The sequence below is a fragment of the Bradyrhizobium sp. B124 genome (assembly GCF_038967635.1).
In the GTDB taxonomy this organism is placed as follows: Bacteria; Pseudomonadota; Alphaproteobacteria; order Rhizobiales; family Xanthobacteraceae; genus Bradyrhizobium.
Genome location: NZ_CP152413.1, coordinates 6,191,562 through 6,210,873 on the forward strand (window position 1 = coordinate 6,191,562; position 19,312 = coordinate 6,210,873).

17 protein-coding genes are annotated in these 19,312 nt (G+C 64.9%); 8 read left to right on the top strand and 9 right to left on the bottom strand.

Annotated elements, in window-relative coordinates; all coding sequences use genetic code 11:
* Positions 1–78: 78 nt before the first annotated feature.
* On the top strand, positions 79–1,335 hold the full coding sequence (locus tag AAFG13_RS29405; protein ID WP_342708995.1) for an aminopeptidase: 1,257 nt from the start codon (positions 79–81) through the stop codon (positions 1,333–1,335).
* Between the two features lie 179 nt (positions 1,336–1,514).
* Here AAFG13_RS29405 and AAFG13_RS29410 read toward each other — a convergent pair whose 3' ends face one another.
* From AAFG13_RS29410 to AAFG13_RS29435, 6 genes are all read right to left on the bottom strand, one after another.
* Positions 1,515–2,447 (bottom strand): GNAT family N-acetyltransferase, encoded by a 933-nt coding sequence (locus tag AAFG13_RS29410; protein ID WP_212311803.1) that lies wholly within the window; start codon positions 2,445–2,447, stop codon positions 1,515–1,517.
* A gap of 11 nt (positions 2,448–2,458) precedes the next feature.
* Positions 2,459–3,508: an amidohydrolase family protein gene (locus AAFG13_RS29415; RefSeq protein WP_342708996.1), complete on the bottom strand. Its 1,050-nt coding sequence runs from the start codon at positions 3,506–3,508 to the stop codon at positions 2,459–2,461.
* 83 nt (positions 3,509–3,591) lie between these two features.
* Positions 3,592–4,980, bottom strand: coding sequence for an MFS transporter (locus AAFG13_RS29420; RefSeq protein WP_342708997.1), 1,389 nt, complete (start codon positions 4,978–4,980; stop codon positions 3,592–3,594).
* 34 nt (positions 4,981–5,014) lie between these two features.
* Entirely contained in the window at positions 5,015–5,476 is a 462-nt protein-coding gene (locus AAFG13_RS29425) for a MerR family transcriptional regulator (protein ID WP_212311799.1), read from the bottom strand.
* Positions 5,476–6,471, bottom strand: coding sequence for an aldo/keto reductase (locus AAFG13_RS29430; protein WP_342708998.1), 996 nt, complete (start codon positions 6,469–6,471; stop codon positions 5,476–5,478). Before AAFG13_RS29430 ends, AAFG13_RS29425 begins: the two co-directional genes overlap by 1 nt.
* Positions 6,472–6,590: 119 nt before the next feature.
* The gene (locus AAFG13_RS29435; protein ID WP_342708999.1) at positions 6,591–7,406 is read right to left on the bottom strand and encodes an MBL fold metallo-hydrolase; all 816 of its coding nucleotides are present in this window, start codon (positions 7,404–7,406) and stop codon (positions 6,591–6,593) included.
* Positions 7,407–7,580: 174 nt separating this feature from the next.
* Between AAFG13_RS29435 and AAFG13_RS29440 the strand changes: the two genes are divergently transcribed.
* Complete coding sequence (locus AAFG13_RS29440; RefSeq protein ID WP_342709000.1) at positions 7,581–8,519, top strand: alpha/beta hydrolase; 939 nt, start codon at positions 7,581–7,583, stop codon at positions 8,517–8,519.
* Positions 8,520–8,527: 8 nt separating this feature from the next.
* On the opposite strand, the gene AAFG13_RS29445 is transcribed toward AAFG13_RS29440, so the two are convergent.
* The gene (locus AAFG13_RS29445; protein ID WP_342709001.1) at positions 8,528–10,048 is read right to left on the bottom strand and encodes a permease; all 1,521 of its coding nucleotides are present in this window, start codon (positions 10,046–10,048) and stop codon (positions 8,528–8,530) included.
* Entirely contained in the window at positions 10,045–10,797 is a 753-nt protein-coding gene (locus AAFG13_RS29450; protein WP_212311794.1) for an ABC transporter ATP-binding protein, read from the bottom strand. The genes AAFG13_RS29445 and AAFG13_RS29450 overlap by 4 nt, the downstream gene beginning before the upstream one ends.
* Positions 10,798–11,090: 293 nt before the next feature.
* On the opposite strand from AAFG13_RS29450, the gene AAFG13_RS29455 reads away from it, so the two are divergent.
* The 6 genes from AAFG13_RS29455 (at position 11,091) to AAFG13_RS29480 (ending at position 17,949) form a co-directional block, all read left to right on the top strand.
* On the top strand, positions 11,091–11,966 hold the full coding sequence (locus AAFG13_RS29455; RefSeq protein WP_050423026.1) for a branched-chain amino acid ABC transporter permease: 876 nt from the start codon (positions 11,091–11,093) through the stop codon (positions 11,964–11,966).
* 10 nt (positions 11,967–11,976) lie between these two features.
* Positions 11,977–13,128 (top strand): branched-chain amino acid ABC transporter permease, encoded by a 1,152-nt coding sequence (locus tag AAFG13_RS29460; RefSeq protein ID WP_342709002.1) that lies wholly within the window; start codon positions 11,977–11,979, stop codon positions 13,126–13,128.
* Positions 13,125–13,883, top strand: a complete 759-nt coding sequence (locus AAFG13_RS29465) for an ABC transporter ATP-binding protein (protein ID WP_342709003.1) — start codon at positions 13,125–13,127, stop codon at positions 13,881–13,883. Before AAFG13_RS29460 ends, AAFG13_RS29465 begins: the two co-directional genes overlap by 4 nt.
* A gap of 10 nt (positions 13,884–13,893) precedes the next feature.
* On the top strand, positions 13,894–14,673 hold the full coding sequence (locus tag AAFG13_RS29470) for an ABC transporter ATP-binding protein (protein ID WP_342709004.1): 780 nt from the start codon (positions 13,894–13,896) through the stop codon (positions 14,671–14,673).
* 158 nt (positions 14,674–14,831) lie between these two features.
* Positions 14,832–16,670: an AMP-dependent synthetase/ligase gene (locus tag AAFG13_RS29475; protein WP_342709005.1), complete on the top strand. Its 1,839-nt coding sequence runs from the start codon at positions 14,832–14,834 to the stop codon at positions 16,668–16,670.
* A 79-nt stretch (positions 16,671–16,749) separates the two neighbouring features.
* Positions 16,750–17,949 carry an ABC transporter substrate-binding protein gene (locus AAFG13_RS29480; protein ID WP_092119682.1) on the top strand — a complete coding sequence of 400 codons (1,200 nt, stop codon included), beginning with the start codon at positions 16,750–16,752 and terminating at the stop codon, positions 17,947–17,949.
* 126 nt (positions 17,950–18,075) lie between these two features.
* Here AAFG13_RS29480 and AAFG13_RS29485 read toward each other — a convergent pair whose 3' ends face one another.
* Positions 18,076–18,828: a transglutaminase-like cysteine peptidase gene (locus AAFG13_RS29485; RefSeq protein ID WP_342709006.1), complete on the bottom strand. Its 753-nt coding sequence runs from the start codon at positions 18,826–18,828 to the stop codon at positions 18,076–18,078.
* Between the last annotated feature and the right edge of the window lie 484 nt (positions 18,829–19,312).

Sequence of the window (19,312 nt, forward strand, 5' to 3'; positions counted from 1 at the left end):
GGGCGGGAACCTTGCGAATGCGGATCGAATTGGACTACGAATCCTTTAAAGCCCTCAAACGACATGGCCGGACACTTCATGACTGCACACCAACGCAACCTTTCCGCCTCGATCGATCCTGTAAAACTCGATCGGCTCGCCGAAGTCGCGATCAAGGTCGGCCTGCAGCTGCAGCCGGGACAGGATCTGCTGCTGACGGCGCCTGCGGCGGCAATGCCGCTGGTGCGGCGGGTGGCGGAGCATGCCTACAAGGCCGGCGCGGGTCTCGTGACCCCATTCTTCTCGGACGAAGAGCTCACGCTGGCGCGCTACCGCTACGCCAACGATGCGAGCTTCGATCGTGCCGCGAGCTGGCTCTACGAGGGCATGGCGAAGGCGTTCGGCGCCAACACGGCGCGGCTTGCGATCGTCGGCGACAATCCGATGCTGCTGTCGGGCGAAGACCCGACCAAGGTGGCACGCGCCAGCAAGGCCAATTCGATCGCCTACCAGCCGGCGCTGCAGAAGATCGTCAATTTCGACACCAACTGGAACATCATCGCCTATCCGAGCACGTCCTGGGCGAAGCAGGTATTCCCCGATGATGCCGAGGACGTCGCGGTGGCGAAACTCGCGGACGCGATCTTCTCCGCGTCCCGGGTCGATCAGGACGGCGCCGTCGCCAACTGGGAGCAGCACAATGCCAGGCTGCGCGAGCGCACCGAATGGCTGAACGGCCAGCGCTTCCACGCATTGAAATATTCCGGTCCCGGCATGGACCTCACCATCGGCCTTGCCGATGGTCATGAATGGGAAGGCGGCGCGTCGACCGCCAAGAACGGCATTGTCTGCAATGCCAACATTCCGACCGAAGAAGTGTTTACGACGCCGCACTGCCGCCGCGTCAGCGGCCACGTCGTCAGCTCCAAGCCGCTGTCCTATCAGGGCACGCTGATCGACAACATTTCGGTCAAGTTCGAGGACGGCCGCATCGTCGAGGCCAAGGCCTCGCGCGGCGAGGAAGTGTTGAACAAGGTGCTCGACACCGACGAGGGCGCACGCCGCCTCGGCGAGGTCGCGCTGGTGCCGCATTCCTCGCCGATCTCGAAGAGCGGGCTGTTGTTCTTCAACACGCTGTTCGACGAGAATGCCGCCTCGCACATCGCGCTCGGCCAGTGCTACTCGAAATGCTTCGTTAACGGCGACAAGCTGACGCCGCAGCAGATCGCCGAGCAGGGCGGTAACAAGAGCCTGATCCATATCGACTGGATGATCGGCTCCGCCCACACCGACATCGACGGCATCCACGCCGACGGCCGCAGCGTGCCGGTGTTCCGCAAGGGCGAGTGGGCGTAGCAGCCGCTACCACTCAGTCCCGTCATCCTGAGGTGCGAACGAAGTGAGCCTCGAAGGATGCACGGCCCGGATATCGCGGTGCGGAGAGACCTCGGCCGTTCGCCCTTCGAGGCTCGCTTCGCTCACACCTCAGGGTGACGGGGAAAAATTAGTGTGCTCGAACCATTACAAAAGGCCGGCTAGTGGAATCGCAGCTCACGCGCGGCGAGCAATTCGCCTCGCGGTGCGCTGAAGCGGCAGGTCTCGTGCTGGGGCCGGAAGCCGAGCCGGCGGTAGATCTTCAGCGCGGGTGCGTTGCGGCTCGAGACGTTGAGCCAGCAGGGATGTTCGACCGACACGTCGTGTGCGGCCAGCACGCGATAGACCAGCAGCTGGCCGAGCCCGCGTCCCTGCCGTGCCGGGTCGACGGCGACCGACTCGATCCACATCGAGTTCCGCTCCGGCTCGGTCAGGCAGAAGCCCGACATCTGGCCATCTTCCGACGCGATCCAGACTTCGCTCTCGGTCAGGACCTGCGCCATCTCCTCCGGCGAATACCGGCGGAACGCGGAGTCCGAGGCATAGGCGGCGTTGTGGAGGCGCGCCACCTCGCCGGCGCAGGCGGTGACGTCGCTGACCTGTTCGATGGTGGCGCGGGCCGCCGCGAGCGTGCGCGCCGGCTGCAACGGCTCGACGCATTTCATCCCGATTTCGGACTCGACATGAACAAAGCCGAAAGCGGCCACGAACGCCATTCCCGCCGGCCAATCGCTGCTCACCAGCGTCTGGACGGTGAGATCGGGATCGGTGTCGATCGCAAGCACGTCGTCGAACAGCGCGAGGCCAATCCGCCGGCGCCGGACCTCAGGCGCGACGACGATCTTGAGGAACCGGGAATGATGCGCGCCCTGATCGCGCAACGATGACTCAGCGAGGCCAAGGAGTCGGCCGTTCCGCTCGGCAATGCGGAAGTCGCGGCCGCCACGGTTCTGCGGCAGTTTCAGGAACTGATCCCACTGCGGCAGCGTGACAGGGCCCAGCCGCGGTTCCACCGCAGCCGCCTTTGCGTAGAGTTCGACCACCGCTTCTGCATCAGCCTCACGAAGCGGCCGGATGGTGATGCTGTCATCCATGAGTCGCAAGTTTACCCGATATCGAGCCGATAGACATCCTTTGCCGTCTGCAAGAACAACGCCGTCTTCTCGGCTTCGCTATATTGTGATGCAAGTCGTTTAAAGGTGTTGAAGATCACCTGATAGCTGCACTGTCCCTTATCAGGTGGGAAGTTGCTTTCGAACATGCAACGGCTCGGGCCGAACGCCTCGATGCAGGTCTCCACATAGGGCCGCCAGGCGGCGGCGAGTTCCTCCGACGACGGCGGCCTGGGGCGGAGGTGGAAGTCGTAGCCGAGCAGGCACATCGCCAGCCCGCCGAGCTTGACCACGACGTTCGGGCATTTGGCGATCTCCTGGATCGACGCCTTCCAGACCGGAAAGGTCTCCTCGCGCTTGCCGGCGAAACGGCCGGTGCCGACCGGACCGCCGCAATGGTCGAGCACGATCCGGGTGTCGGGAAAGGCGCGGGCGAGGTCGGTCAGCTGGCCGATCTGCGGGTGGAACAGCCAGGCATCGAAGCTGAGGCCGAGCGGCGCCAAGCAGGCGAACCCCCTACGAAAGGTGGCATCCAGCAAGATGCCCTTCGGGCGATTGGCATACATGTGGGCGACATTGGGGTCCTCGTCCCAGGCCGAGGAGTGGCGGATGCCGCGGAACCGGCCGTTGCCGGCGGCGATCTCAGCCTCCAGCACCGCCTTGGCCTGGTCGCCGATCAGAAGGTTAACGTGGCTGACGATGCCGGCGCAAATCGCCGCCTTGCCATAGCCGCCGCTCGCCGCCATCGCCGCGACGCCGTTGGCGAACTCGACCTCGCCGACCGGCCGGAACGCCTCCGGCCCGTCGGCGCGATACATCGACCGGCAGTCGACATAGACGGTCGCCACGATGTTGTGGCCCGAGGCGATGTCGTCGCGCATCTCCTCGATCAGATAGCGCAAGCCCCCGCGGTCCCAGAGATGATGGTGCGGATCGACGATCGGCCTGTTGGGATCGATGATCTCCTCGGTGTATTGGGCGAGCCAGTCTTCGCGCGGATTGGCATAGAGCCCGCTCGCAGAGGCGGGCAGAGTGCTGGCCATGGATGATGCTCCCTGTTCTTGCTCTTGTCGGCCGCCGATCCGGTGTCGGCTGCAGGGAGGATAACGAGCCGCGCGCGAACAGGTCAAATGCGCAGGCGTGGCGCCTCGTGCCCTGTCACCATCCACGCCACGCCGGCGCCAGCGAACTGGACGAGGCTTCCGGCGATCATCGTGAGCAGCAGGCCGTGGCTGCCGCCGCCGGTTGCCGCGTAGCACGCGCCGAGCACCGCAACCCCGATCGTCGCGCCGCTGATCCGGGCCACGTTGATCAGCGCCGCAGCCGTACCGGCCCGCGCGGCGGCGACGTCGCCGACCGCCATCGCCGAGAGCGGCCCGGCCGCGAGGCCGAGCCCGAGGCCGGTGATGGCCAGTCCGAACTCGGCCAGGGCGATGTCCGGTCGCAGGCCACCAAGGCCAATCATCAGGAGGCCGACACCCATCAGCGTCACGCCGCCCGAGGTGGCCGCGCGCAGCCCGAGCTTTTCCGACTGCATGCCGGAGAACGGTGAGACCATCACGAAGACCAGCGACATCGGCAGCAGCGCGGCGGCGCTTGCCGCGGCATCGAGCCGTCCGCTCGACTGCCACGCCAGCGGCAGCACGAAGACCATGCCGTACCCGCCGAATGTCATGCCCGTGGTGGCGATCATGGCGGCGCGGAACCGGCGTGCGCTGAGGATATCCGGCGACAGCAGCGCCTCCGAGCCCTTTCTCCTTTCGACCGCGATCAACAGGGTCGCTGAAAGCGCAGCAACGAGCAGCGCGGCGGTCATCGCGCCCGGCGCCGATTGTGCGCCGATGGCGGCATAGGTCAGGCTTCCAAGCGCCAATGCACCGCAGAGCTGGGCCGGAATGTCGACCGCGCGCCGCTGCGGGTTCACCGATTCCGGGATCGTCGACCCAGCCATCAGTACGACGAGCAGGCCGAACGGCACGATCACCAGGAAGATGCTGCGCCAGCCCAACCATGGGATCAGCAGCCCGCCAAGGCTCGGTCCCAGTGCCATGGCGACGCCGTTGCAGGCGGCCCAGATACCAAGCGCACGGGCGCGCTCCTCCGGCCGGTCCCAGACCACCCGGATGATCGCAAGCGAGGCCGGAATCATCAGCGCGCCGCCGGCGCCGGTGAGGGCGCGACCGCCGATCAGCACCAGCGCGGACGGCGCGGCCGCGCACAGCAGCGACGCGAAAGTGAAGATCAGAGCGCCGCAGATCAGGATTCGGCGCCGGCCATATCTGTCCGCGAGCATTCCGCCGGTCAGCAGCGAGACCGCGTAGACCAGATTGTAGCTGTCGACGATCCATTGCAGCTCATCGACACCCGCACCGAAATGATTACCGATCGCGCGCGCGCCGAGATTGACGATGAACGTATCGATATGCGCGATCGTGACGGCGAGGCACAGCGTCAGCAGCGTCAGCCGCTGCGATGCGCGCATGGCAAAGGGTTTACGCCGAAGCATATCGTCCATCGCGGATCCTGCTATTCGATGTCGGGTTGGGCGTTCAGGCCCTGGTGGCGGACCGCTTGGCGCGGGCGCGCTGCTGTGGCGAGACCTTGGGCCGCGTGCCTGCCGCGACCCACTCGTCGTAGAACTCGATCTTGGCGTCGACCAGCGCGAGCGCTTCGGTCCATTTGGCGATCATGGCCCGGACGCGGAGCTGGTGCTCGGCGAGCAGCGCGCGGCGCTTGCGCAAGGTCGCGCTGCCCTGCTTCACGAGCGTGGTATAGTCGCGAAGCTGCTTGATCGACATCCCGGTCAAGCGCAGCCGCTCCATCAGATCGAGCCAGCCGATGTGATAGTCGTTGTAGACGCGGCGGCGGCCGCGGTCTCTGACGACGCCGGGCATCAGGCCCTGCGCTTCATACCAGCGGATGGTATGCACGCTTCGGCCGGAGCGCCGCGCGATGTCGCCGATGTAGAGTGCGTTCGGCGTCGCCTGCAAATTGGGTGTCCGGGCGTCCATCACAGATAGACCGCCTTCATCGCGCCGGCCGGATAGCGCTCACCTGCCGCGGCGCCGGCCGGGATGGCTGCTGAGATCCGTGCCAGCTCGTCCGGCGAAAGCACCACGTCGAGGGCGTCGATGTTCTCGTCCAGCCGGCTACGCTGCTTGGTGCCGGGAATCGGCACGACGTCCTGTCCCTGCGCCAGCAGCCAGGCGAGCACGAGCTGAGCCGGTGTGCAATTCTTCTCGTGTGCGATCGTCACGATGCCGCTGACGAGATCGCGGTTGCGGGCAAAATTATCGCCGGCGAAGCGCGGATGGTCGCCGCGGCGATCGCCCGCGATGTCGGCCTGCGACTGGATCTGGCCGGTCAGGAAGCCGCGGCCGAGCGGCGAATAGGCGACGAAGGCGATGCCGAGCGCCCGCGTCGTCTGCAGGGTCTCCTCGGCCTCGCTGCGGTACAGCAGGGAATATTCGGTCTGCACCGCGGCCAGTCTGTGCACCTTGTGCGCGCGGCGAATGGTTTCAGGGCGCGCCTCGCACAGGCCGAGATGGCGAACCTTGCCTTGCTCGACGAGGCGCGCCATCGCGCCGACCGTATCCTCGATCGGAACGTTCGGATCGATGCGGTGCTGGTAGTAGAGATCGATAGTTTCGATGTTGAGCCGCTTCAGGCTCGCCTCGCAGGCTTCTTGGACATAAGCGGGCCGTCCGTCCACGCTCTGTCCGGTCGCGGTCTTCACCTGACCGAATTTGGTCGCGATCACGACCCTGTCGCGCAGGCCCTTCAGCGCGCGGCCCAGCAATTCCTCGTTGTGGCCCCAGCCATAGAGATCGGCGCTGTCGAGGAAGTCGATGCCGCGGTCGATGGCGTAGCGGATGAAGTCGGGCGTCGCCGTATCGTCGTTGGCGCCGTAGACGCCGGACAGCGACATGCAGCCGAGCCCGACGGCGGAAACCTGCGGGCCGTCATTGCCGAGTCTGCGGTGCGGGAGCTTGCTTGAAGGTGTCATGCGATTGGTCCTCGTGGCCGGGTGTTACCGGACAATCCCGAGTGAACAAGCTAGAGTATACTCTAGGTCAAGCGCGAAAGTGCCGGCGCACGAAATCGTGTCAGGGGCAGTCGGGCGCCTTACACGCCGTCGAGGATGATCACCGTTGGGGTCGCCGGCAGCGTGTCGCGCGAGATCCGCAAGGTGTGCTCGCCGCCGCGGCGGTCGATCTCGAATTGCTGGCCGATCAGGCGCATGAACTCGTCGAGCGGGGTGGCGAACCGGTGCATCGGCAGCACGACGGCGGCGCGCAACCGCTTGGTGATCTCGGAGATGCCGTCGAGCGACATCGTATAGGTGCCGTCGATCGGCACCATCACGATGTCGAGCCGGCCGATCGCCGCGAAATGGCTGTCGTCGAGCTTGACGTGGAGGTGGCCGAGATGGCCGATGCAGAGGCCGGCGACCTCGAAGATGAAGATCGAGTTGCCGTCCTTGATCATCTCGCCGCCGGAGTCCTCGCCCCAATAGCGGCGGATGTCGGTGGTGACGTTGCGGATATAGACGTCGCCGATCCGCATCCCGTAATGCGCGGCCTGGCCCTTCTCGCCCCAGCCATGCAGCACGTGCGGAATCCCGGGGTCGGGAAACAGCGTGTAATGCGTCGCGTGGGCCCGGTTCATGGTGGCGATGTCGGGCAGCCGCCCGGTCTGATAGACGCCGTTGTAATCGGTCGCGATCCTGATGCCGCCGGGCGTGTCGATGTAATAGGTCGAATGGCCGGCATAGGTGATCGCGACCTCGTCGGCTTTGGCCGCGATGCGCCGGTAGTTCACCGGGACGGCGCGGGGCGGCGCATTGGCCATCGCCAGGCACTCGCTGCGCTCGGCATCCTGCGCCAGGGTGTGGCTGGTGAACGTTCCCAGCAAGACGAGCGCGGCGAGCAATCTCAGCATGACCTGTTCCGCCTTCGGCGATATCCGCCGGCATCAGACTATCGCGCAATTGGCGTGCCGTCATGATGAGGCGGGCGCATCGCTCCATGGCGTAGGCTGCAATACGATCCGGGCGATTATTTCATTGGCAGGCGCTATCATGCCGCGCAGATCACAGCGATCAGGGAGTTCTGCGTGACTGACAATAGCTCCGCGCCGCGCGCATCATCCACCAAACGGCTCGAGCCATTGCGCCAAGTCGACGCAGGCGTGCTCGACATCGCCTATTATGAGGCTGGCCCGGCCGACGGTCCCGCCGTCATGCTGATGCACGGCTTTCCCTACGACATCCATTCCTATGTGGACGTCGCTCCGCTGCTGGCGGCGCAGGGCTGCCGGGTCATCGTGCCCTATCTGCGTGGCTACGGCCCGACGGCGTTCCGCGACAAGGCGACGCCGCGCTCGGGCGAGCAGGCGGCGGTCGGGGCCGACCTGATCGCGCTGATGGACGCGCTCGACATCAAGCGCGCGGTGGTCGCCGGCTATGACTGGGGCGGCCGCGCCGCCTCGATCGGTGCGGCGCTGTGGCCGGAGCGCTGCATCGGGCTCGTCTGCACCAACGGCTACATGATCCAGGACATCGCGCATGCGATGGTGCCGGCGCGCCCGGAGCGCGAGGTGCCGCTGTGGTATCAGTACTACTTCCAGCTCGAGCGCGGTCGCGCCGGGCTCGCCGCCAACCGGCGCGGCATTGCACGGATATTGTGGTCGCAATGGTCGCCGAGCTGGGTATTCGACGATGCGTGCTTCGAGCGGACCGCGGTCGCATTCGACAATCCCGATTATGTCGACGTCGTGATCCACAGCTACCGGCATCGCTTCGGCCTCGCCGATGGGGATCCGCGATATGCGGATTTGCAGCGGCGGCTGGACGCGCTGCCGGTGATTACGGTCCCCACCATCACGCTCGACGGTGCCGATGACGGGGTGACGCCTGCGCGCGACGGCAGCGCCAGCGCGGCAAGATACACCGCCCGCCCGGCGCATCGCGTGATCCCGGGCGCCGGACACAATCTGCCGCAGGAAGCGCCGGAGGCGTTCGCCGCGGCGGTGATGGAGCTGGTGAAGGGTTAACGTGGTTCTTACCCACGCCGCGGGCTGATCTTCCAGGCGATGGCGAGTGTCAGCAGCGTCAGAAGGCCGCTGACGAGCGCGGCCATCGGGATCGTCAGGGCCAGGGCTGCGGTTGCGGCCCAGCCGATCGAGGAGAAGGCTTCCGCGAAGGTGGCGATGCGGGAGGAGGTCTGGCGCCGGCGGAACTGGCTGCGCTTGGCCTGCGCGCGGAACCAGAGCTGGACCGCGGCGGCGGATGCGGTCGCGATGACGATCGCGATCGCAGTCACCGCGGCCTGCCCCGGCGAAGCGAACGCCAGCGCGGCCACCAGCGGCGCGAAAACCGCGGCGATCGCAAGCAGGACGACCTCGACCTTGGCGCGGATCACACGCGACGGCGGCAGCGGCGCCGTCGCCACCAGATCGGGCGCGTCTTCGCCCGAGATGGTCAGCCACGCCAGTCCGCCGGCGAGCTGGCCTGCGGCCATCACGATGACAGGCGTGATCAGCACGATCGCGGTCGACGTACCGGAGAAACTTCGCCACAGCATCAGCGCCGGCGGCACCAAATAGAGCATCTGCATCAGGCTCTGCGACAGCAGCCACGGATCGCGGCGCAGCAGCAGGACTTCCTTGCGCCGCAGCGCCTGCTGCCGCGAGCCGGTCCGGAACGCGCGGGCCCGTCCCTGCGTGACCGCAGCCGGATTGGCGGCAACGCGCGCGACGGTGTCGGCAAACCGCGGCGCGAACACCGCCATCACGACGCCGAGCAGCACGAGCGCGGTGGAGAGCAGCAGCATCATGATGTCGACATCGCCGAGCGACGCGCGGGCCGGCCACCAGACGAGGCTGTCGGGGGCCGGGGCAATGCGTGCCGCGGTCTCCGAGGTCAGAAAGGCAAAGCGCGACAGCGTGCCGTAGGACAGCACGGCGACGACCTGCAACGCGATGACGAAGCCGGCGCCGATGACGGCGGAGACGATCTGTGCCACCAGCCGCGTCCGGCCCGGTCCGATCAGGCGAAACAGTAACGCGGTGACGGCGATCGCCGCGGCCGCCGCCGACAGCCCGATCGCAAGGACGACGCCGAAGCCGGCAAGCCAGCGTGCACCGCCGAGATACACCAGTACGTCGATGAACGGCGTCGACAGCAAGAGCGCCATGCTGCTCACGGTCAGCGCGATCGCGGCGATCCGGATCGAGAAGATGTTGGTGAGTTTTGCCGGCGACGACATGATCAGATCGAGATCGGCGCGGGCGTAGAACACCCGTGTCACCGACTCGATCGCCTGCGAGAGCATCAGCGCCCAGGACAGGAAGATCGTCGCGGTCAGCACGATCAGCGAGGACGGATCGAGCGGAAACCGCAGGTCGACATAGCGGGCGACCACGGCATAGGCCGGCAGATGCAGGATCGCCGCGAAGATCAGCAGGCCGATCACGGCGCGATTGCGCCGGCGCCGGCCGCCGGTCATCATCGCCAGCCATTCGCGCCACGCCAGGCGGAATTCGTGGCGGGCGAACCAGGTGAGATGGGCGGTCGAGCTCACGCGGCGGCCGCCTCGGTATCGACCAGCGCGATGAACATGTCCTCGAGGGTGGTGTCGTTGCGGCCGTTCTGCTCGCGCAGCTCGGCCAGCGTGCCCTCGGCGATCAGCCTGCCGGCCGCGATCACGCCGATCCGGTCGGCCATGCGCTCGGCGACCTCGAGAATGTGGGTGGTCATGATCACGGTGCAGCCGGCGCGGACGCGCTCCTGCAACAGCCCCTTGACGTGACGCGCCGACAGCGCATCGAGGCCGGTCAGCGGCTCATCGAGAATGATCAGGCGGGGATCGTGCACCAGCGCACCGGCGAGCGCCACCTTCTGGCGCATGCCCTTGGAGAAGCCTTCGCAGCGCGCGTTGAGATGGGGCTCGAGCCCGAGCGACCCCAGGAGATCGCGCGCCGACTTCTCCGACGTGCGGGGATCGATGCCCCACAGGCCGGCGACGAATTCGAGATATTCGAGCGGCGTCAGCTTGTCGTAGATCATCGGCTCGTCGGACACCCAGGCCATGATCTGCTTGGCTGAGACCGGGTCGGCCAGTGCATCGATGCCGAGGATCGACACCGAGCCGGCATCGGGCCGCAATAGCCCCGCCACCATGCGCAACGTCGTGGTCTTGCCGGCGCCGTTCGGCCCGAGCAGCGCATAGAATTCACCGACACGGACGGTGAGATCGAGCGCGTCGACCGCCGGGCGGTCAAAACGCTTGGTTAACCCTCGCACGGCGAGTGCGGACAGTTCCGAAGTCATGGTGCGTTGGCGATCCGGGAGTTCGCTCGTCGGTTGCGCAAGCTTGGACAAAAACCGTTTCGGTGCAGTGAATCGCACGGGGCAAATCGAACGCGATATCCGTATTAGTCCGTGCTGCGGCATATCTCCGCAAATGTGATGATACAGCCGGATCAGCGGTTTGTTGACAGGGATCGGGCCTTTTGGCTCAATCCGAGCGGACATAGGCAGCTTTCAGCGCTTCCGACACAAGGGCGTGAAGGCGGGATGCAACGAGCGATCGGGAAGAATCGCCGGGCATCGGGGAGGGAACGATGCTGGACTTTGTTCAGCAGCTCGTCAGCGGCATCGCGCTCGGCTGCGTTTACGGCCTGATCGCGCTCGGCTTCGTGCTGGTCTACAAGGCAACCGAGGTCGTCAATTTCGCGCAAGGCGATTTGATGATGCTGGGCGGCTTTTTCGCCTTCACCTTCATCGGCATGCTCGGGCTGAATTACTGGGTCGGCTTCGCCGGCGCGGTGATCTGCATGGCGCTGTTCGGCATGCTGGCCGAGCGGGTCGTGGTGCGGCCGATCCTCGGCTATCCGCAGTTCTCCATCATCATGGCGACGATCGGGCTCGGCTATTTCCTGCGCTCGGTCGCCGGCATGATTTGGGGCACCGACGACTTCAAGATCGAAACGCCGTTCAGCCAGGGCGTCCTGCGGATCGGCAGCCTGGTGCTCGCCTATGACAAATTGTCGGTGATCGCGGCGACCATCATCCTGTGCGCGCTGCTCTACCTGTTCTTCAACCGCACCACGCTCGGCACCGCGATGCGCGCCAGCTCCGAGAACATGCTGGCTGCCTATTACATGGGCATTCCGGTCAAGCGCGTGGTCTCGATCGTCTGGGCGATCTCGGCGGCGGTGGCGACCTGCGCCGGCGTGCTGCTGGCGCCGATCACCTTCATCCATTCCAATGTCGGCCTGGTGCTGGGGCTGAAGGCGTTTCCGGCGGCGGTGCTCGGCGGCTTCGGCTCGATCCCGGGTGCCGTGGTCGGCGGCGTCCTGATCGGCGTGATCGAGAGCATGGCCGGCTTCTATCTGCCGCAGGGATGGAAGGACGTCGCGCCTTACATCGTGCTGCTCGCAGTGCTGCTGCTCAAGCCCGAGGGCCTGTTCGGCCTTCATGTCCGCAAGAAGGTTTGAGGGGTAACACATGCGGTTTCTCTTCAAGACCGACTATGAAGACGACATCAGGTTGTTTCCGCATTCCGGCTATCTCTATTCCTACGGCCTGCTGCTGGCGGTGCTGCTGATCGCGCCCCACGTGCTCTCAAGCTATCTGATGAGCCAGCTGGTCTTCGTCTGCATCTATGCGACCGTCGGCGTCGGGCTGTTGATCCTGACCGGCTTCACCGGACAGGCCTCGCTCGGCCATGCCGCGTTTCTGGCGATCGGTGCCTACACGGCGGCCTATCTGCAGCAGTTCAACGTGCCGTTTCCGGTCTATTTCCTCGCGGCGGGGCTGTTGACCGGCGTGGTCGGCGCGCTGGTCGGATTTCCGGCGCTGCGGCTGCAGGGCATCTATCTCGTGATCGCGACGATCTCGTTTGCCTTCATCGTCGAGGAAATCCTGGCGCGCTGGGAAAGCGTGACCCACGGCAATGAGGGCATGCGGGTCAAGACCATTCAGCTGCTCGGCACCACGGTGTCGCGCGACGGCCCGACCTTCTACTATCTGTGTCTCGCGGTGCTGGTGCTGACCATCGTCGGCACGCTCAACCTGCTGCGCTCGCCGACCGGGCGCGCCTTTGTCGCGATCCGCGACAGCGAGACCGCGGCGCGCAGCATGGGCATCAACGTCGCGCTCTACAAGGTGAAGTCGTTCGCGATCTCGGCGGCGATCACCGGCTTTGCCGGCGTGCTGTTCGCCCACAAGCTGTCCTTCATCTCGCCCGAGATGTTCACTTTGCAGCTCTCGATCGAGTTTATCATCGTGATCCTGATCGGCGGCACCTTCAGCCTGCACGGCGCGGTGCTGGGCGCGATCTTCCTGGTCATGATCGATCCGTTCCTGACCTATCTGAAGGACGACATGCCCGGCGTGATCAGCGGCGTCGCTGCCACGCTCGGCGCCGGCGCGGAACGCGTGGGCCACATCCAGGATGCGGTCGCGGCGTTTGCCTCGGCCAACGGCCTGAAGGGCGCGATCTACGGCATCATCATCGTGGTGTTCGTGTTGTTCGAGCCACTCGGACTCTATGGCCGCTGGCTCAAGATCAAACTCTTCTTCCAGCTGTTCCCGCTGTACAAGCGCGCGACCTTCAAGCGGCAGAAGATCTACGTGAAATCGGAGCGGAACCGATGAGCTATTTCCGCGCCGAGAACCTGTCCCTGCATTTCGGCGGCCTCAAGGCCGTCGATGCGGTCAGCTTCGCGGTCGAGAAGGGCGAGATCCTCTCGATCATCGGGCCCAATGGCGCCGGCAAGAGCTCGATCTTCAACCTGATCTCGCGGATCTATCCGCCGACCTCGGGCAAGATCTTCTTCGAGGATCAGGACATCACCCAGCAGCCGGCCTACGACATCGCCAGGCTCGGCATCGCGCGCACCTTCCAGAACATCGAGCTGTTCGAGAATGCGACCGTGCTGAGCAATCTCCTGGTCGGCCGCCATCGCCATTCCACCACCCGGCTCTGGCAGGAGCTGTTGTTCCTGCCGAGCGTCCGGGCCGGCGAGAAGGCGCATCGCCGCCGGGTCGAGCAGGTGATCGAATTCCTCGATCTCGAGCCCTACCGCGACAAGCTGATCTCGGGGCTGCCCTACGGCGTGCGCAAGGTGATCGAGCTGGCGCGGGCGCTGTGTTCGGAGCCGAAGCTGATCCTGCTCGACGAGCCGTCGTCCGGCCTCAACGTCGAGGAGACCGACGACATGTCGTTCTGGATCCGCGACATGAAGAGCGAGCTCGGCATCACCGTCTTGATGGTCGAGCACGACATGACGCTGGTCAACCGGGTCTCCGACCGCGTCATCGCGCTGAACTACGGCCGTGTGCTGGCGATGGGCTCGCCGTCCGAGGTGCAGCACCATCCCGACGTCGTCGCAGCGTATCTCGGCGCATGAGGATGATGCCATGAGCGCAGCAGACATCATCCTGAAACTCTCCAACATCGAGAGCTATTACGGGCCGATCATGGCGATCCGCGGCATCAGCCTCGAGGTGCCGCGCGGCCGGATCGTGACGCTGCTCGGTGCCAACGGCGCCGGCAAGACCACGGTGCTGAAGACGATCTCCGGCATCCTCGATCCGCAGAAAGGGTCGATCGAATTCCTGGGCAAGCCGATCCAGCGCATGGAGGCCGACCGGATTGTGCGGCTCGGCCTCAGCCACGTGCCGGAGGGACGCGAGGTGTTTCCGTTCCTGTCGGTGCGTGAAAACCTGATGATGGGCGCCTTTCTGCGCAAGGACCGCGACGGTGTGGCGCAGGACCTCGAACGCGTCTACGGCTATTTTCCACGGCTGAAGGAGCGGCTCGGCCAGCCGGCCGGACAGCTTTCGGGCGGCGAGCAGCAGATGCTTGCGATCGGGCGGGCGCTGATGAACCGGCCGACCTTGCTGCTGCTGGACGAGCCGTCGCTTGGACTGTCGCCGATCCTGGTGAAGGAGATATTCACGATCATCCGACGCGTCAATGAGGAGCAGGGCATGTCGATCCTGCTGGTCGAGCAGAATGCCAAGATCGCGCTGGAGACGGCGCATTACGGCTATGTGCTGGAGATCGGCCGCGTCGTCATGAACGACACCTGCGAACGGCTGTTGAATTCGCCCGATATCCAGGAGTTCTACCTCGGCGCCAAGGAAGCGGGTGCGCGGGGCGAGCGGCGCTGGAAAAAGAAGAAGACGTGGCGCTGAGAGGTAAGGCTGCCGCAGACGAAGGTTGGCGTCGACTAAAGTTGGCCGAGGAAGGTTTGGCGCTGAGAGCGAGTTGGAGCTAGATTTCGGGCCTGCTTCGCGAACAAGACCGGCCTTCGAGCCGGCGGGTGAGGCAAGCGGCAGAGGAGGGAGCGCGCATGGCAGGACCAGCGGTGCTGACGGTTGCCGACACGATCGCGAGGAGCTTTCTGCTCGCGGTGCAGACGCGTGGCGAGCGGCCCGCGATCCGCGAAAAGAAGTTCGGCATCTGGCAGCCGACCAGCTGGCGCGAATGGCTGCAGATATCCAGGGACATCGCCTTCGGCCTGCATGCGACCGGCTTCCGCCCCGGCGACGTCGCCTCGATCATCGCCAACGCGGTGCCGGAGTGGGTTTATGCCGACATGGGCATCCTGTGCGCCGGCGGCGTGTCCTCTGGCATCTATCCGACCGATTCGGCGACGCAGGTCGAATACCTGGTCAATGATTCCCGGACGCGGGTGATGTTCGTCGAGGACGAGGAGCAGCTCGACAAGGTGCTGACCTGCCGGTCGCGCTGTCCGACGCTGGAAAAAATTGTCGTGTTCGACATGGAGGGCCTCTCCGGATTCTCCGATCCGATGGTGCTGTCGCTCGCCGAATTCACGGCGCTCGGCCGCAATCATGCGCAGGGCAATGATGCCTTGTGGGATGAGATGACCGGCAGCCGCACCGCCTCCGATCTCGCGATCCTGGTCTACACCTCGGGCACCACAGGCCCGCCCAAGGGCGCGATGCATTCCAACCGCAGCGTCACGCACCAGATGCGCCACGCCAATGATCTCTACCCCTCGACCGACAGCGAGGAGCGGCTGGTGTTCCTGCCGCTCTGCCATGTCGCCGAGCGGGTCGGCGGCTACTACATCTCGCTGGCGCTGGGTTCGGTGATGAATTTTGCCGAGAGCCCGGAGACGGTGCCGGACAATCTGCGCGAGGTGCAGCCGACTGCATTCCTTGCGGTGCCCAGGATCTGGGAGAAGTTCTACTCCGGGATTACCATCGCGCTGAAGGACGCGACCCCGTTCCAGAACTGGATGTATGCCCGCGCGCTTGCGATCGGTAACCGGATGACCGAGTGCCGGCTGCAGGGCGAGACGCCGCCGCTGTCGCTGCGGCTCGCCAACCGCGCCGCCTACTGGCTGGTGTTCCGCAACATCCGCCGCATGCTCGGGCTCGACCGCTGCCGGATCGCACTCACAGGCGCGGCGCCGATCTCGCCGGATCTGATCCGCTGGTATCTCGCGCTCGGCATCGACATGCGCGAGGTCTATGGCCAGACCGAGAATTGCGGCGTCGCGACCATGATGCCGGCGGAGCGCATCAAGCTCGGCTCGGTCGGCAAGGCCGCGCCCTGGGGCGAGGTCATGATCTGCCCGAAGGGCGAGATCCTGATCAAGGGCGACTTCCTGTTCATGGGCTATCTCAACCAGCCGGAGAAGACCGCCGAGACGATCGACGCCAAAGGCTGGCTGCACACCGGCGACGTCGGTGCGATCGACAATGAAGGCTATGTGAAGATCACCGACCGGATGAAGGACATCATCATCACCTCCGGCGGCAAGAACATCACCCCGTCCGAGATCGAGAACCAGCTGAAATTCTCGCCTTACGTTTCCGATGCGGTCGTGATCGGCGACAAGCGGCCGTATCTCACGTGCCTGATCATGATCGATCAGGAGAACGTCGAGAAATACGCCCAGGACCAGGACATCCCCTTCACCAACTACGCGAGCCTGTGCCGTGCCCGCGAGATCCAGGACCTGATCCAGCGCGAGGTCGAGGCGGTCAACGCCAAGTTCGCGCGCGTCGAGACCATCAAGAGATTCTACCTGATCGAGCGCCAGCTCACGCCCGAGGACGAGGAACTGACGCCGACCATGAAGCTGAAGCGCAATTTCGTGAACAAGCGCTACGCGGCCGAGATCGACGCCATGTATGGCGCGCGGGCGGTGGCATAGCCAACGACGAGGAAATTGGCGAAGGAGCGAGCAGGCCCGACCCTTCGCTCAACATGGGCCATGTAAGGAGGAGACTGCAATGTCGAAATCGCTGAAGGCGCTGGGCCTTGCGGTGAGCGCGCTGGCGCTGACCTGTCTGCCGGCCGCAGCCCAGACCAAGGTCACCAATGAAGGCATCTCGCCGACCGAGATCGTGATCGGAACGCATCAGGATTTGTCCGGCCCGATCAAGGTCTGGGGCGTTCCGGTGTCCAACGGCATGAAGATGGCCGTTGAGGAAATCAACGCCAGCGGCGGCATCAACGGCCGCAAGATCAAGATGATCCTGGAGGACAACGGCTACGACCCGAAGAAGGCCGTGCTGGCCTCGCAAAAGATGGTCGAGCGCGACAAGGTCTTCGCGATGATCGGTCCGATGGGCTCGCCGACCGTGCTCGCCGCGCAGGACATCCTGTTCGATGCCGGCGTGCTGCAGCTGTTCCCGCTGACCGCCGCCGAATTCACCTTCAAGTTCGATCCCGCCAAGCCGCAGGAGCGGCTGAAGTTCAACAACCTGCTGCCCTATGTCGAGAGCACGCGCGCCGCGATCAAATACATGATGGAGTGGAAGAACTTCAAGAAGCCCTGCATCATGCACCAGGACGACGAGTACGGTAAGAACGTGCTCGACGGCTTCACCCAGCAGCTCGGCGCGATGAAGGTGCAGCCGGCCTCGGTCACGAGCTACAAGCGCGGCGCCTCCGACTTCTCGGCGCAGGTCGCCAAGATGAAGTCCGACGGCTGCGATCTCGTCGTGCTCGGCACCGTGATCCGCGAGACCATCGGCGCGATGAACGAGGCGAAGAAGCTCGGCTGGGACGTCACCTTCCTCGGCGCCACGCCGACCAACGTGCTCGAAGTGCCGGCGCTCGGCAAGGAAGCCGTCGAAGGCCTCTACGCAGCGTCGGGCTTCGAGATTCCCTACGAGGACACGGCCAAGGGCAAGGTGAAGGACTGGCTGGTCAACTACAAGAAGATGTTCAACAGCGAGGCCAACACGCAGGCGATCATCGGCTACAACGCGGTGATGACCTTCGCGTTCTACGCGCAGAAGGCGGGCAAGGATCTCACCGGCCAGAAGATGCTCGACGCGCTGGAGTCAGGCGACAAGTTCCTCGACATCTTCAGCTCGCCGCCGACCAAGTTCTCCAAGACCGATCATCTCGCCAACACCATCACCCAGGTGCAGCAGGTCAAGGGCGGTCGCTGGGTGCTGGTGAAGGACAATTTGATGTTCTGAGGGTAGGCGCTCCTCTCGATTCAGTCGTCATTGCGAGGAGCGAAGCGACAAAGCAATCCACCTTTCCGCGGAAGGATGGATTGCTTCGCTTCGCTCGCAATGACGGAAACTATGTCTGGCGATCTCTCAGTTCACCGCCGCCGTCGGCCGCCACGCGGCCTCGATGACGAGCGGCGCATCGACATAACGGCTGACACCGTTGTGGTCGATCACGAAGGTCGGCCGAAAGCGCCTGATGTCGGCATCCTCGATCATCGCCATGCGGCGGTTGTCGAGCGTCAGCCAGTGGCCGTCGAGCCGCGCCGCGACCACGGCATGATCCTCGCCACCGAGCAGGTCATGCATGACGACGATGCGCAAATCTTCCGGCGCGACGCCGGCCTTGCCGAGCGCCACGAATTTCGCGATCGCATAGTCTTCGCAATCGCCGCTTCCTCGAGCAAACGTGGCGAGCGGCGTGGCCCAGACGTCGGGCTCGCCATAAGTCGCGAGATCGCTGCCCGGGCGGATCGCCAGATTGATCGCGCGGTTGATCTCGCCGAGACGGGCGCGGCCGGTGCGCGCGCGTCCGGCATCGACGATCGCCAGGAATCGCAACGCCTCCGGCGACGCACACCCCGCGCGGTCGCTCTCGCAGGCTGCGAGCTGCACCAATTCGTCGGCAAGCTGGCGCTGCACGCCGAGCCATTTGTCGCGCAGGCCGCCGTCGGCAAGCAGGCTGGTCGACAGGCCGAACGGCTCGGTCGACTTTCTGAGCAGTGTCGCCGGGCCGGGCGAAAGCACCGAGGCGGCATTGAGCTCGGCAATTGGCCCGGCCAAGGCCAAGCCGAAGCCCAGCATGATGGCGCGCAGCGCAAACGAGCGAAGCGAGTTACCCATGTGACACCCCCTGTCCGCTCATCGACCGGTGGATACTGCACCGCGCACGCGACCGGATCGTTTCATGCCGACAGCATGGCAACGATCCCTTCGAATCGACTTAAGATGTGGGGAAACCGGGCAGGAGGCTAAAGGGCGTCTGCTCCGGGTCCCGAAAACTTTACTGGTTTGTGAAACGAACCGGCGAACCTTTTTCCACCGCAAAACGCCTCATCCTTGCCTTCTGGTTAACCCGGCCGGTCCGCGCACGGGATAGCTGCGATTTGTAAGCCAGGTCACAGCTTTAGCCGGAAAATTGGGGTCAAATGCCCTCTCGGGGCTCCGGGGAAATAAAGGCAAGTAGAGAAATGCCAGTCAATACCACGAATACGTGGCGCAGTACCCATCTTGGCTCGAATCCCATCTCATGGTACCGTCAGATCAGTCTGAACTACACGACTCATGACAGCGTGAGCCAAGTCACACCCAGTCAAACCGCGCGATC